The organism is Pseudomonas sp. UBA6699, assembly GCF_002454615.1.
GTDB lineage: Bacteria > Pseudomonadota > Gammaproteobacteria > Pseudomonadales > Pseudomonadaceae > Aquipseudomonas > Aquipseudomonas juntendi.
Genome location: NZ_DKJF01000075.1, coordinates 23367 through 38115, shown reverse-complemented (window position 1 = coordinate 38115; position 14749 = coordinate 23367). Strand labels below are relative to the sequence as shown.

Annotated in this window: 11 protein-coding genes and 1 pseudogene; 7 read left to right on the top strand and 5 right to left on the bottom strand. The window is 62.2% G+C overall.

All coding sequences use genetic code 11. The features are described 5' to 3' along the window. Positions 1 to 306 precede the first annotated feature (306 nt). Positions 307 to 1218 (top strand): helix-turn-helix transcriptional regulator, encoded by a 912-nt coding sequence (locus B3361_RS13955; protein ID WP_182336449.1) that lies wholly within the window; start codon positions 307 to 309, stop codon positions 1216 to 1218. Between the two features lie 505 nt (positions 1219 to 1723). On the opposite strand, the pseudogene B3361_RS24190 reads toward B3361_RS13955, so the two are convergent. Both B3361_RS24190 and B3361_RS13950 read right to left on the bottom strand, forming a co-directional pair. Further along, a pseudogene (locus tag B3361_RS24190) lies at positions 1724 to 1840 on the bottom strand (IS110 family transposase); the annotation flags it as partial. A 278-nt stretch (positions 1841 to 2118) separates the two neighbouring features. Beyond that, positions 2119 to 4416, bottom strand: coding sequence for a TonB-dependent siderophore receptor (locus B3361_RS13950; RefSeq protein WP_286920254.1), 2298 nt, complete (start codon positions 4414 to 4416; stop codon positions 2119 to 2121). 139 nt (positions 4417 to 4555) lie between these two features. Here B3361_RS13950 and B3361_RS13945 point away from each other — a divergent pair, with 139 nt between their 5' ends. After that, entirely contained in the window at positions 4556 to 5278 is a 723-nt protein-coding gene (locus tag B3361_RS13945; RefSeq protein WP_054905024.1) for a response regulator, read from the top strand. Further along, positions 5271 to 6647 (top strand): ATP-binding protein, encoded by a 1377-nt coding sequence (locus B3361_RS13940; protein WP_286920253.1) that lies wholly within the window; start codon positions 5271 to 5273, stop codon positions 6645 to 6647. The genes B3361_RS13945 and B3361_RS13940 overlap by 8 nt, the downstream gene beginning before the upstream one ends. A gap of 187 nt (positions 6648 to 6834) precedes the next feature. On the opposite strand, the gene B3361_RS13935 is transcribed toward B3361_RS13940, so the two are convergent. The 3 genes from B3361_RS13935 to aguA all read right to left on the bottom strand — a co-directional run bounded on the left by B3361_RS13935 (position 6835) and on the right by aguA (position 10066). Next, positions 6835 to 8154, bottom strand: coding sequence for an OprD family porin (locus tag B3361_RS13935; RefSeq protein WP_029885603.1), 1320 nt, complete (start codon positions 8152 to 8154; stop codon positions 6835 to 6837). 420 nt (positions 8155 to 8574) lie between these two features. Beyond that, on the bottom strand, positions 8575 to 8772 hold the full coding sequence (locus B3361_RS13930) for a hypothetical protein (protein WP_080709188.1): 198 nt from the start codon (positions 8770 to 8772) through the stop codon (positions 8575 to 8577). Between the two features lie 187 nt (positions 8773 to 8959). Beyond that, positions 8960 to 10066, bottom strand: a complete 1107-nt coding sequence (aguA, locus tag B3361_RS13925) for an agmatine deiminase (protein ID WP_009684781.1) — start codon at positions 10064 to 10066, stop codon at positions 8960 to 8962. Positions 10067 to 10343: 277 nt separating this feature from the next. On the opposite strand from aguA, the gene rfbC reads away from it, so the two are divergent. Genes rfbC through B3361_RS13905 form a run of 4 tightly spaced genes read left to right on the top strand, consistent with a single transcriptional unit; the run spans position 10344 to position 14604 of the window. Further along, the gene (rfbC, locus tag B3361_RS13920) at positions 10344 to 10889 is read left to right on the top strand and encodes a dTDP-4-dehydrorhamnose 3,5-epimerase (protein WP_029885604.1); all 546 of its coding nucleotides are present in this window, start codon (positions 10344 to 10346) and stop codon (positions 10887 to 10889) included. Between the two features lie 42 nt (positions 10890 to 10931). Next, complete coding sequence (locus tag B3361_RS13915) at positions 10932 to 12746, top strand: sensor histidine kinase (RefSeq protein ID WP_009684783.1); 1815 nt, start codon at positions 10932 to 10934, stop codon at positions 12744 to 12746. Beyond that, the gene (locus B3361_RS13910) at positions 12743 to 14149 is read left to right on the top strand and encodes a sigma-54-dependent transcriptional regulator (protein WP_054905026.1); all 1407 of its coding nucleotides are present in this window, start codon (positions 12743 to 12745) and stop codon (positions 14147 to 14149) included. The genes B3361_RS13915 and B3361_RS13910 overlap by 4 nt, the downstream gene beginning before the upstream one ends. Further along, entirely contained in the window at positions 14149 to 14604 is a 456-nt protein-coding gene (locus B3361_RS13905) for a YiiD C-terminal domain-containing protein (protein WP_054905027.1), read from the top strand. The genes B3361_RS13910 and B3361_RS13905 overlap by 1 nt, the downstream gene beginning before the upstream one ends. Positions 14605 to 14749: the final 145 nt, after the last annotated feature.

Below are 14749 nucleotides of genomic sequence, written 5' to 3'. Positions count from 1 at the left end.
AAGCGCGAGAGACATCTGGAGCCTGTTCAGACGTCTTTTTCCGAAGGCCGGTCAAGTTCGTACCTTGACCGGCCTTTTTGTTTCTGGCGTTCTGACATTTCATCTGAACCACCGTTTTGAAGCCCATGATGTGCTACATAAAGGCACATCAGTCAACCACAACGCAAATGTAACATCGACTTTTTGATTACGTCAAGCGCTCTCATGTGCTAACGTAGAATTCCAGATGCGCCCGAGCAGACGATCGGGTGCGTTCCGCAAGGCAGGTAAGAAGGCAAGACCGTGAGAAAGCAAGACGGAGAGCAGATGATCGACTTGAGCGAATACAGCCAGGCCCAACGAGAGCGCCTGGTGTACATAGATTTCCGGCTGTACTTCACGGGAACCGCTTCACGCACCGACCTCATGGACAGATTCGGGGTGGGAGCGGCGGCGGCTACTCGTGATTTCGCTCAGTATCGAGAGATTGCTCCTCAGAACACTGAGCTCGACACCGTGACCAAGCACTACGTAATGCGCGAGACGTTCTCGCCTGTAGTCGAGCATTCGCCTGAGCGCGTGCTCACAGCTCTCTCTCATGGATACGGATACGGTCTGGATGGAGAGAAGCCATTCATCCTCAATGAGTCGGTTACTCTCCTCAGCAAGCCAAGAGTGGAAGTTTTGGCGCCAATTTCACGAGCAATTAGCCTCAACCAAGTAGTGAAAATAAGCTACACCTCAGGCTCGGGGAAATCTGAACGGGAGATTGTGCCGTTCGCTATAAGTTGCGACGGTTTGCGTTGGCACGTCCGCGCGTATGATCGAAAACGCGAAAAGTTTGTGGACTTTGTTCTAGCTCGAATTGGGTCTGCTCAAGTGCAACTAGAAGAACAGCCACTCACCCATGAGAACAAGAAAAACGATGACCAGTGGAATCGAATGCTCGATCTCCCTCTTGTCCCTCATCCTGATAAAGATTGTGCACAGATAATGATGTGCGACTTCGACATGCCCGACGGAGTTCTACGGCTTCGAGTACGTGCGGCAATGGCGGGATACGTTTTGCAGCAGTACCATGTGGACTGCTCGCCTGACCACAGCATCAAAGACAAGGCTTACCGCTTATGGCTTAGCGATCCATTAGCTCTTTACGGGGTGGAGAGCTCAATGTTTGCACCCGGATACAGAACTCCTAATCTTGACGAGTTGGAAAGATTTAAGATTGAGAAAAACTGAACGAACTACGCTTTACGTAAAATCGAATTCAGGCACCTTTATATTTCGAGACTGAGTTATCTTCTGACTCAATATCATCTCCGCGATCACTTGGTGGTTTGGCTCTGATGCAGAGCCTATCACGCCTATTGAACGACAATCGATTGAGTGTCTGAGGATACTTTTAGAGATAGAAACGAATACCCCTGACAATAAATAGCTTATTAATCATATGAATATAAAGCCGTTCGACTCCTGGTGCCGCACCATACGCAGTACTCAAAAGGTTCACCGCAAGGTGGGCCTTTTTGTTTCCAGCCCACGCCCCAGAACCCCCCTCAACTCGCTTGATGCAGGTGCAGCTGTCTTTCTCAAAATTTGAAAAGCCGGTGCGATTCATTGTGGGAGCGGGCTTGCCCGCGAAGCAGGCGACGCGGTGTCTGGCACCGGCTGCGCCGGTGTTCGCGGGCACGCCCGCTCCCACAGGAACCGTGTAATCGTCGAGTCCTACATTTTGGCTGTTGATCTACGCCCTCTTCGGCTGAGGCAGCACCAGATCCAGCCAAGGCTCGCCATTCCTGAGCATGGCATTGAGTCGCACCAGGAAGATCCGCATGCAGGCCACGATAGCGACCTTGGCAAGCCGGGCTTCAAGCCGCCCCCCCTGAAATAGAGCGTTTGCCTACGGATTTTCCGCTGTCGTGGTTGAAGCTCTCATAGAACGATACATAACTGCTTGATTTAGCAGGGCCCTTGTGGGAGCGGGCGCGCCCGCGAACACCGGCGTAGCCGGTGCCAGCCACCGCGTTGGATTCTTCGCGGGCACGCCCGCTCCCACACCGACCGCGTCGCGCTTACGAATTGAGTTCTCTGCGCGACAGCGCAACTCGTAGGGCTGCGACGCAAGGCCGCCCCTGCATGTCAGAAGGCAGTGCTTACCGTCAGCGACAGGTTGCGCGGGTCACCGTAGATGCCGCCGGCATAGAACCCGTACTGGGTGTAGTAGTGCTTGTCGAACAGGTTGTTGGCGTTAAGGGTAACGCTGGTGGCATCGGTTACCTGGTACTTGGCCATGGCGTTCCAGATGGCATACCCCGACCAGTTCACATCGGTTGCACCGTTGCTCACGCCGTTGACCGGCTGGCCTGCAGGGCTGGAAATAGCGCGGATGTTGCTCTGCGCTGTTACACCGGCACCTACGGTCAGGCGGTCGAGCGGACCGCTCAGGCGGTAGGTGGTGGTGGCCTTGAACAGGTGCGACGGGTCGCTGCGGCCGTCGCTGTCGACACGGCGGAAGTGCAGGTAGGTATAGCCAGCGTACACGTTCCATTCAGGCGTCAACGCGCCTGCCACTTCCAGGTCGATACCGTCGGTTTCCACACCCGAGCCGGCCTTGTAGGCGCTGGCACCGGTCGGGGTGGTCAGGTCGCCATCGAGCACGGCTTTGTTTTCCTGCTTGGTGCGGAAGTACGCTGCCGAGGCGTTCAGGCGGCCGTCGAACCATTCACCCTTGATACCCGTTTCATAGCTTTGCCCACGAATCGGCTCGACTTTGCTGCCGCTCACGGTTTCCGATGTTTGCGGGGTGAAGATGTCGGTGTAGCTGGCGTACAGCGAGTAGGTGTCGTTGAGGTCGTACACCGCGCCCAGGTATGGGGTGACGATGCCGTTCTCTTCCTGGCTGCTGCGCTCGCCGGCCACGCTGCGGGTCACCGACGCGTAGTTGCTGGTGCGCACGCCGACAATCACCGACAGCGGGTCGGTAATGCTCAGGCGGGTAGCGGCGTACATGCCTTGCAAGCGCGTGGTGGTCTTGCTGTGCAGGCCGGTGCGCGAGGCGATGAGGCCGTAGTCGTCATCCACGCCGTTGTGCCAATCGGTGACCGGGAAACCGTTGTTGGCGCGGAACTGGCAACCCAACGCCGGTGCACTGGCCATGCCGTCGCCCACCATGGTGCAGGTGTACTGCGGCGACCAACCCACGGTGCGGCTGTCGTTATAGCCCACCATGGCCTGGTGGGTGCGGCCGAACAGCTGGAATGGGCCAGACAGGTCGATCTGCGCCGACTGCTGGGTAGTGTCGGTGGAGCTGTGCAGGCCGTTCAGTACGGCGCCGCTGCCATCCTGGTCCCAGTAGCCGCCATAGGTGCCGCGCCCTGCCGAGTTCACCTTGGCCAAGCCGCGGTGGTTGAGGGCTTCGGTGGTGGCCTGGGAGGCCTTCAGGTCCAGCGTCCAGTCGTTGTCGAAGCGGTGCTGCAGCGAGCCGAAAGCGGTGCGGGTGGTGTACTCGCCAAAGCTCCAGCTGGGCACCACGTTGGTGCTGCGTGGCAGGTCGGTCTTGCTGCCGTCGCGGTACCACAGCGGAATGTTCGCGCCCCAGCCGCCACCCACCACCTTGTTGTATTCGTACTGGTAGCCGGCACCGAGGGTGGTGGCGTCGTCCAGGTCAAATTCGAAATTGGCCAGCGCCGCGCGGGAGCGGTCGGACTGGTTGTCGCGGAACGAATTGGCGTCCTGCTGGGTCATCACGAAACGCGAGCGCAGGCGCCCGTCCTCGGACAGCGGCAGGTTGAGGTCGGCACCCAGGCGGCGTTTGTCCCAGCTGCCGTACGTGGCGTAGGCGCTACCGCCAAAGGTCTTGGTCGGCGCCTTGCGGATCAGGTTGACGGTGGCCGAAGGGTCACCGGTGCCGCCAAGCAAGCCGTTGGCCCCGCGCACGATGTCGATGCGCTCGTACAGGTCCATGTTCAGGGCATTGCCGCTGCCGCTGAAGTCAGAACCGCCTTGGGTCTGCAGGCCATCGACCTTCCAGTTGCTGATCGAATAGCCACGGGCGCGGTAATCGGTACGCCCGCCCACTTCGGACTTGTTGGCCGTTACCCCTGGGGTGGTTTCCAGGGCCTGCTCGATGGTGTGGATGCCACGGTCTTCCATCTGCTGGCGGGTGATGGTGGTCACTGACTGCGGGGTCTGCCGGGGCGTCAGGTTCAGGCCGGTGGAGCTGCGTGTGCTCTCGACGGTGTAGCCCAGCTGGCCTGCAGCGTCGGCGGGCAGCAGCGCGCTGTCTTCGATTTGCGTGGCGTCCAGCTCCAGGGGTTGGCTGTCGGCGGCCATGGCACCACCACTGATAGCCACGGCAATGCAGAACGCCAGTGGCTTGAGGCGGTTGCCGTTTGCAAGGGTGGGGGTGAGCGCGTTCGGAATGCTGTAGGGATTCATTTGGGAAGACTTCGTATTTGCAGATGATTTTTTGTTAGGATTCTAGGGATCGGCCCTCCCGGCGCCAGACCCGACATGTACGGGGATGTAATTGAATGTAATGAGCGCCCCTGGGCCTCACCCGACAGGTGTTTTCCGCATGAGCACGACCCTGCTGGTCGTCGACGATGACGACGAGATCCGCGAACTTCTTTGTGATTACCTGGCCGACGCCGGTTACAACGTGCTGGAGGCGGCCGACGGTGAGCAGATGCGCGCACAAATGGCCAGGCACACGGTGGATCTGGTGGTACTCGACTTGATGCTGCCCGGCGAAGACGGGCTCAGCCTTTGTCGCCAATTGCAGGCCACGCCCGGGCTGGCGGTGATCATGTTGTCGGCCAAAGGCAGCACGCTGGACCGCATCATCGGCCTGGAGGTGGGTGCCGACGATTACCTGGCCAAGCCCTTCGAGCCACGCGAGCTGATTGCCCGGATCAAGGCGGTGCTGCGTCGCCCGCAACGCCTGGAAACCCAGGCGCAGGGCACTGCAGGGGCCGACGCACAACTGTTCGCCGGCTTCCGCCTGGAGCACGTCAAGCGCCTGCTCACGCGCCCCGATGGCCAGACCCTGCCCCTGCCACGCTCCGACTACCGGGTGCTGCGCGAGTTGCTGGAGGCTAATAACCGCGTGGTCTCCCGCGACCAGCTGACGCGCAGCGCATTTGGCCGCGACCACATGCCTGATGACCGCTCGGTGGACATGTGCGTCAGCCGCCTGCGCCAGCACCTGCGGCGCGCACCGGACGGGGCCGCACAGATCCTCACCATCCGCAACGAAGGTTACTTGCTGACCATGGGCCAGCACCAGGCCGATGCCTGAGGTGCGCTGGCTTCGCCGGCTGTGGCCGCGCACCCTGTTCGGCCAGCTATTGCTGATCATGGTCAGCGGCACGCTGGTGGTGCAGCTGATGTCGAGCAGCATCTGGTTCGATGTGCGCTTCGCCCAGGTGTTCGAAGCCCCCGTGCGGCTGATCGCCGCGCGCAGTGCGCCCCTGATCGCCCGGGCCGACTGCCACGATGCCGCGCTGCCAGTGCCGGCTCATTACCAGGTGCGCTGTGCCGAGCACCTGCCCGAGCCAACGCATGATCAGCGCCGTGAGCGCCGGCGGGTCGAATTGCTGCTGCGCCAGGCCCTCAAGTACGAGCTGGGGCATACTCAGGCGGTACGCCTGATGAATGTGCAACTGACCGACGCGTCGGGCCAACCGATAGTCTGGCGCAGCCTGTTCGGTTTGCGTACTGCCCAGGCCCATATGCAGTTTGCGGTGCCATTGGCCGATGGCCACTGGCTTATCATCGAGGGCCAGGAGCTGCAGGGCTGGAGCGGCGAGTCGGCCTGGGTGCTGATCAGCGATTACCTGTTGCGGGTGTATGCACTGCGCATTGTCGCGGTGCTGCTGGTCTGCCTGATTGCCGTGCGCCTGTGTCTGCGCCCGTTGCAGCGCCTGGCTGATGCTGCCCGTGGCCTGGGCACCAATCTTGAGCAGCCGCCACTGGTGCTGGATGGCCCGCAGGAGGTACGCCAGGCTGCCCAGGCGTTCAACGCCATGCAGCAGCGCCTGATTGCCATGGTCAACGACAAGGCCTACTTCCTCGCCGCTGTGTCCCATGACCTGCGCACCCCCTTGACCCGCATGCGCCTGCGCCTGGAGCGCTTGCCGGAGGATGAACACCACCAGCGCCTGCGGCAGAACATCAGGCAGATGGACGACATGATCGGCCAGGTGCTCGACTACCTGCGCGCCGGGGAACAGCAGAACTTGCAGCAGGTGGACCTGGACCGACTGGTGGCACGCCTGTGCGCCGAACTGGCGACCGAAAAAGAGCCATTGCCGGTGCATGGCCAGGCAGGCGGCGTGCATGTGGATGCGTTGCTGTTGCAGCGTTGCCTGCAGAACCTGCTGGTCAATGCACTGCGTTATGCCAAGGAGGTTTCGGTCACACTCGAACGGGCGAACAGCGGGGTGCTGATCCATATCGACGACCGTGGCCCGGGGATTGCGCCGGGGCTGCTGGCGACCATTACCGACCCGTTCGTACGCGGCGAAGGGTCGCGCAACCAGCCCTCCGGGGGATACGGGTTGGGGTTGAGCATTGCGCAACGCATCGCTGGCAGCCATGGCGGTGAGCTGCTGCTGATGAACCGCGAAGGGGGTGGATTGCGGGTTAGCGTGGTGCTACCGGGTTGAGCCGTGCCGCTAGGGTCGGCGTGGCAGCTCGATTTTTGGGGTTGGGGCGCAGATCGCCGGGGCCGCGGTGCGGCCCTTTCGCGACACAAGGCCGCTCCCACAAGGGGCCCGGTTCGGGGCATGCCTGTAGGAGCGGCCTTGCGTCGCGATGGGCTGCAAAGCAGCCCCCAGCACCCTCAGCTCAGCATCAGAAGATGCTGATCGGGTACTCGACGAATACGCGTACTTCGTTGCCATCGTCGTTGTAGCCGTTCTGCTGTACGGCGTTGTTGGTACGCACGAACGAGCTACGCAGCTTGATGGACAGGTCTTTGGCCGGGCCGTCCTGCACCACGTAACGGACCTGGTTGAAGATCTCGCGTTCCTTGCCTTCGCCGAAGCCCTGCGGGTTGGCGTTGTTGCGGGTGTTGATGTTGTCACCCACTACGTAGGCCAGCTTGTAGGTCAGGCCAGGGATGCCGTAGGCACCGAAGTCCAGACCGTAGCCCAGCTGCCAGGAACGCTCGTCCTCGGCGTTGAAGTCGGACCAGTACGAGTTGGCCAGGTAGATGGTCGAACCACCGTCACCCACGCCGCCCTGGTTCTGATACCAGCCGTAGTTGTAGCCGGTGCTGCCAGTGCTGCGCTGGTGGGCGAGGGTGAACGAGTGCGCACCATACGCGTAGGTGGCCGCCAGGCTCCAGATGGTGTTGGAGTCGCCGTTCAGGCCGGCGGCCTTGACGTACTTGTTGTTGATGTCCGACTTGTAGCCGTTGAAGTCCAGGGTCAGGGACTGGTCGCTGGCGATCGGGAAGACGTAGTTCAAGCCCAGGTAGTGCTTGCGCATCACGTCTTCGTTGTCTGCGGTGTACAGCGAGCCGGTGAAGTTGTCGCTGAACTTGTAGCTACCACCCAGCACGTTGATCGACTTCAGGCCACCACCATCACGACGCTCGGCGCTTTTGCGCGCTTCCTGGGTGAAGCGGCCGGCGTTCAGCTCCAGGCCCTTGATTTCCTTGGAGGTGATCAGGGTGCCGGTGAAGCTTTCTGGCAGCAGACGTGCGTCGTCGTACTGCAGCACTGGCAGTGCTGGCATCTGGTCACCGTACTTGAGCACGGTATTGGAAATGCGGAACTTCACGGCTGCGCCACCACGCGCCAGGTTGTGCGGCGAGCTGGCGTTGCCGTCGGCGTTGGTGGTTTCGTGCGGCTTGAAGAAGTCGACACCCGCGCCACCGTTATGGCCTTTGCCGCCATCGAGGCGCAGGGCATACAGACCGAATGCGTCGACGCCGACACCGACAGTGCCTTGGGTGAAACCGGAGGAGAAGTTGCCGATGACTGCCTGGCCCCATTCGATCTGGTCGTCGGTGCCGTGCTTCTTGTCACGGTTGATGTAAGCGTTGCGCAGAAGGACGTTGGCGTGGCTGTCCTCGATGAAGCCCTTGCTCTCGGCCTGATCATTGGCCTGTGCCTGGGTCGCGGCGATCATCGCCAGGGCGACCAGGCTGATCCTGGTTTTCAACATGTTATTTTCCTTATCGCTTAATCAAAAACGCGCTGCAATACAACGCCAGGAACCAACGCCCCTTACGTAGGTTCGACGCTATGCGGATCCAGACTTGAAGGCCGGCCGGCAATTGCACGGGCGGCCTCTGGCAGCAGCATGGCCAACGGAAGTGGCCAGCAGGCGTTGGGCCGAATCCTAGCCGTGTGCGATTACAAATGTCAAAAATTCGTGAAATGCAGGTTGATATAACCAAGATCATCCCGTGATACGAGGCATTTCAATGCATGTCGGCGCTATAGGAGGGGATTTTATCTTTTTGTCAGAAACGGCATCTTGACTGCCCCGACAATTTACCGGGTGCGTGTGGGGAGGGGCGTGTGGCAGGTACCGGCCTCTTCGCGGCTATCGCCGCCAAGAGGTCGGCACAGCTGTAGTCGATTAGTGCCACACCGCCATCAGCGCCTGCATTTCAGCATCGCTGAGCAAACCTTGCGGGTAGCGTCCGGCAAGCAGACGTCGTGGGTCGGTCGTCCTGACCCTGATGCTTCCATGGTGTTTCAACCACGCCGCGACCCGCTTGAGCGATGGGTGACCAACTGCCGATGGGCGCAAAGCCGACTCACTTGCTGCGTTCATGTCTACACGTACTCCCTAACCCGTGAGCGGCTAATCTACGTAGGTAATGTTACAGCTCGGATAACCTGGCAGACCCAAGCTATCTCCTTGAAAAACAATACAAAGCCTATGCCAAACCAGCCGCCGGGCGTCGCCCGAAAAAAAAAGGCCCGTCTACTGACGGGCCTCATTGTCACCGGGCTGGCACTCAGCGCGTCACCGGTGCCGGCTGCTGCTGGGTCAGGCAGTGGATGTTGCCACCGCCCAACAGCAGCTCGCGCCCGGGAATCATCACCACTTCGTGGTCGGGGAATATCCGCGCAAGGATCGCTCTGGCTTCGGCATCTGCCGGGTCATCGAAGCTTGGCGCAATAATGCCGCCGTTGACGATCAGGAAGTTCACGTAGGAGCCGGCCAGGCGCACCGATGGGTCACGCTCCTGGCTGCCGGCAACGTGGTCGACACCGGCACATTCTTCAGCCGTGGCGTACAGCGGCCCGGGAATGGGCATTTTGTGCACGATTAGTGCTCGGCCCTTGGCGTCACGGGTGTTCTGCAACACCTCCATGGCGGCGTGGCAACGGGCGTAATTGGGGTCGTTGGAATCATCGGTCCAGGCCAGTAACACTTCGCCCGGGCGCACGTAACAGCAGAAATTGTCGACGTGGCCGTCGGTTTCATCGTTGTACAGGCCATCGGGCAACCACACCACGGTATCCACCGCCAGGTGGTCGCGCAGCACCGCTTCGATCTGCTCGCGGGTCAGGTGCGGGTTGCGGTTGCGGTTGAGCAGGCATTCCTCGGTGGTGATCAGCGTGCCTTCACCGTCCACGTGGATCGAACCGCCCTCAAGCACGAAGCCTTCGGTGTGGTAGCGCTGGCAGCGCTCCATTTCCAGCACCTTGGCCGCCAGCTCCTCGTCGCGGTTCCATGGCGCATACAGGCCACCATCGAAGCCGCCCCAGGCGTTGAAGCCCCAGTCCACACCGCGCACTTCGCCTTGGTCGTTGATGACGAAGGTCGGGCCGGTGTCACGCACCCAGGCGTCGTCGTTGCTGATTTCGACCACCCGAATGTTCGGCTGGTCGAGCTGGCGACGCGCGTTCTCGTACTGGCCAGCGGAAACCGCCACGGTAACCGGCTCAAAACGGGCAATGGCCTTGGCCAGGGCTACATGGGCTGCCTGCGCCGGTTTGCCGCCCAGGCGCCAGTTGTCCGAACGCTCCGGCCAAACCATCCATACCTGGGTTTGCGGGGCCCACTCGGCGGGCATGTGGAAACCATCGGCACGTGGCGTGGAGTTGAGGGTTTTCATGGTTGACCTCTGTGATGGCCCTGGGCCGGATTGCGGTGAGACGTTGATCTATTTATAACCGATACATATCGATATTTAAAGCCTTATACGTCGAATTTTCAGGAGAACCTCCATCCTAATATCGATAGAAATCGAATTTAATGCGTGTTCGCCCGTTAGCACCCGTCGCTTGGCCGCCTACCCTGGCCATATCGTACGCATCCTGTCACTGCTGCATGCGGAAATTTCCAGTAAGGGCGACTAGGGTCAATAGTTAACGAACGGCAAGCGAACCGCCATGAACATCATCCCGACTGAAATCCCCGATGTACTGATCATCGAGCCCACGGTTTACGGTGACAGCCGTGGCTTTTTCTTCGAAGCGTTCAACGCCCGCGAGTTCGCAAGGCAGACCGGGGTGAATGTCGAATTCGTCCAGGATAACCACTCGCGCTCGGTCAAGGGCGTGCTCCGCGGGCTGCATTTTCAGGTGGAGAATACCCAGGGCAAGCTGGTGCGCGTGGTTCAGGGCGAAATCCGCGATGTCGCCGTGGATGTGCGCAAAAGCTCGCCAACCTTCGGCCAGTGGGTCGCGGTGGATCTGTCCGCAGCCAACCATCGCCAGTTGTGGATACCCGCAGGCTTCGCCCACGGCTTTGCGGTGCTGAGCGAGTCGGCCGAGTTCCTCTACAAGACCACCGATTACTACAACCCCGGCGCCGACCGCTGCATCCGCTGGGACGATCCGCACCTGGCCATCGACTGGGGGCTGCAGCAACCACCGCTGCTGTCAGACAAGGACAAGCTTGGCCGGGCATGGGCAGAGGCGGAACTGCTGCCGTAACTAGCGCATAATTGCGCCAGACCTTTCTGGCGCATTTACGTGATGATTGCTAAACCCACGCCCCCACGCCGTCCCCGCTGGCGCAGCCTGGCCTTGCTGGCCCTGTGCCTGGCGCCGTTACTGTGGCCCTTGCACCACCTGGCCGAACGTTACTACCAGCAGGAATTGGCCTCGCAGAACCGCCAGACCCTGGACCTGTACGTGGCCAACCTGCTCGGCACCCTGCACCGCTATGAAACCTTGCCGCAGATCCTCGGCGACCTGCCGGCACTGCGCAGCGTACTGGCCGACCCCTTCCGCCTGGAGGCGGTGACCAACGCCAACCGCCTGCTCAAGGGCATCGTGCAGCAGACCGGCGCCGAGGTGATGTACCTGATGGACGTCAGCGGCAACACCCTGGCGGCCTCCAACTGGGACAAGCACGACAGCTTCGTGGGCCGCAACTTCGCCTTCCGCCCGTACTTCAACGAAGCCATGGCGGGCCACCTGGGCCGCTTCTTCGGCCAGGGCACAACGTCGGCCAAACGCGGCTACTTCTTTGCCGCCGCCGTACGTGATCGCGAGCGCATCGTGGGCGTGCTGGTGGTCAAGGTCGACCTCGACCACACCGAAACCCTGTGGGGCCGCACGCCGGAGCAGCTGTTGCTGACCGATCACAATGGCGTGGTCATCCTCACTTCGCGGCCCGATTGGCGCTTCCGTGCCACCCGCGCACTGAGCGATGCCGAGCGCCAGGCCATCATCGCCATCCAGCCCTACCCCACCCAGGCCCCGCAACCGCTGGTGCTCGCCCCGGATGCCTGGATCACCCAGACCCGCGACATCAAGGAAACCGGCTGGCAGGTCAGCATCCTTGCCCCGCGCATGCTGGTAGACCGTTCGGTGCAAACGGTAATGGCCATTGGCGCCGGCACCCTGCTGGTAGCAATGCTGCTGGCCGGGCTGGTGATGCAACGGCGCCGCCACTACATCGACCGCATCGACTTCGAAGCCCGCGCCCGTCAGGAGCTGGAAAAGCGCGTAGCCGAACGCACCGCCGACCTCGAGGGCCTCAACACCCGCCTCAAGCGCGCCGTACTGGAGCGCGAAAATGCCCAGCAAGAGGCGGTGCGCGCCCAGGACGAGCTGGTGCAGGCCGGCAAGCTGTCGGTGCTTGGCACCATGTCGGCCAGTATCAGCCACGAACTCAACCAGCCGTTGGCGGCGATTCGCAGCTACGCAGAAAATGCCGAGATCCTGCTCGACCACCAACGCACCGAGGACGCCCGCGGCAACCTCAAGCTGATTGGCGAGCTGACCGGGCGCATGGCGTCGATCATCGCCCACTTGCGGGCCTTCGCCCGCCGTGACCGGCACGCCCCGGAAAGCGTGGCCCTGCAGCCAGCCCTGGACGATGCCCTGGCGCTGCTGGCCAAGCGCCGCCGGGCAATGGCCGTGGAGCTGATCCGCGACCTGCCGGAAGCCACCTTGTGGGTACAGGCCGGTGAAACCCGCCTGCGCCAGGTGCTGGGCAACCTGCTGGCCAATGCCCTGGACGCCCTGACCGAAAAAGCCAACCCGCGCCGCCTGTGGCTAAGTGCCGAACAGCGTGATGACTGCGTCTACCTGTACATCCGCGACAATGGCCCCGGCTTCAGCCGCCAGGCCCTGGAGCATGCCAAGGAGCCGTTCTTCACCACCAAGACCCGCACCCAGGGCCTGGGCCTGGGGTTGGCCATCTGCGAAAGCCTGATGCGCGCCCTGGGGGGTGAACTGCTGCTGGCCAACCACCCGGAAGGTGGTGCTCTGCTGACCCTGCAGCTACGCAAGGCTGCGCCTGGCGCAACCTTGCCCAATTCGGAGGACCCCTCGGCATGACTCCCGAGACACAGATCGACAGCCAAGCCCAGGTCATCCTGGTCGACGATGACCCACACCTGCGCCAGGCCCTGAGCCAGACCTTGGACCTGGCCGGGCTGAAAGTGGTCGCGCTGGGCGATGCCCAAGGCCTGGCTGAGCGTATCGAGAGCGACTGGCCCGGCGTGGTGGTCAGCGACATTCGCATGCCCGGCATCGATGGCCTGCAGCTGCTGGAGCAACTGCACGGCCGCGACAGCGAACTGCCCGTGCTGCTGATTACCGGCCACGGGGATGTGCCCCTGGCGGTACAGGCAATGCGCGCCGGTGCCTATGACTTTCTGGAAAAGCCTTTCGCCAGCGACGCCCTGCTCGACAGCGTGCGCCGTGCCTTGGCCCTGCGCCGCCTGGTGCTGGACAACCGCAGCCTGCGCCTGGCGCTGAGCGACCGCCAGCAACTGGCCACGCGCCTGGTCGGCCATTCGCCGGCCATGCAGCGCCTGCGCGAGCAGATCGGCGCCTTGGCCGGAACCCGCGCCGATGTGCTGATCCTGGGTGAAACCGGTGCTGGCAAGGAGGTGGTCGCCCGTGCGCTGCATGACCTGTCCAGCCGTCGTGACGGGCCGTTCGTGGCGATCAACGCCGGGGCACTGGCCGAATCGGTGGTCGAAAGCGAACTGTTCGGCCATGAGCCCGGGGCGTTCACCGGGGCGCAAAAACGGCGCATCGGCAAATTCGAGTTCGCCAACGGCGGCACGCTGTTCCTCGACGAAATCGAGAGCATGAGCCTGGACGTGCAGGTCAAGCTGCTGCGCATGTTGCAGGAGCGGGTGGTGGAACGCCTGGGCGGCAACCAGTTGATCCCGCTGGATATCCGCATTATCGCCGCCACCAAGGAAGACCTGCGCCAGGCCGCCGACCAAGGCCGCTTCCGTGCCGACCTGTACTACCGGCTGAACGTAGCGCCACTGCGTATCCCGCCGCTGCGGGACCGCGGCGACGACATCCTGGTGCTGTTCCAGCATTTTGCCGACGCTGCCAGCCAGCGCCACAGCCTGGCGCCACACGCCTTGCTGCCGGCGCAGCGGGCGATGCTGCTGCGCCACACCTGGCCAGGTAACGTGCGTGAATTGCAGAACGCCGCCGAGCGTTTCGCCCTGGGCCTTGAACTGGCGCTGGATGGCCAGCTGCCAGCGGCTGCGGCTGCGGCGCCTTCGGTGTTGAGTGGCAACCTGAGCGAACAGGTAGAGCAATTCGAGCGCTCGCTGATCGCCGCCGAGCTGGCCCAGCCCCACAGCTCCATGCGCAGCCTGGCAGAGGCGCTGGGCATCCCCCGCAAAACCTTGCACGACAAGCTGCGCAAGCATGGCTTGAGCTTCGAGGGCGGTAGCGGCGGGCACGACGACCATGAGGACAACCGTTGATGAGCACCGATAGCCAGTACCTGCAGTCCGTACTGCATGGCGACATCCCGCTGACCCGCGAAATGGGCCTGGAGGTCATTGATTGGCAACACCACACCCTGCGCCTGCAATTGCCGCTGGCGGCCAACGTCAACCACAAGAGCACCATGTTCGGCGGCAGCCTGTACTGTGCAGCGGTGCTGGTGGGCTGGGGCTGGTTGCACATGCGGCTGCGCGAACTGGGGATAGATGACGGGCATATCGTCATCCAGGAAGGGCAAATCAGCTACCCGCTGCCGGTTACCGGGGCGGCAATAGCCCGTTGCCCGGCGCCGGAAGAGAAAGCCTGGGAACGCTTCCTCAACATGTACCAGCGTCGTGGCCGGGCGCGGTTGACGCTGCAGACCACGGTAAGCAATACCGGGAGTGATGAGCCGGCCGTCACCTTCAGCGGCCAGTACGTGCTGCACCGCTGAGAATGAAGGCTGTCGCGCCCCCTGTAGGAGCGGCCTTGTGTCGCGATGGGCTGCAAAGCAGCCCCAGGGTTTGGGCATGGTGCACAAATTGCCGGGGCTGCTTTGCAGCCCATCGCGACACAAGGCCGCTCCTACAAGGCCAGGC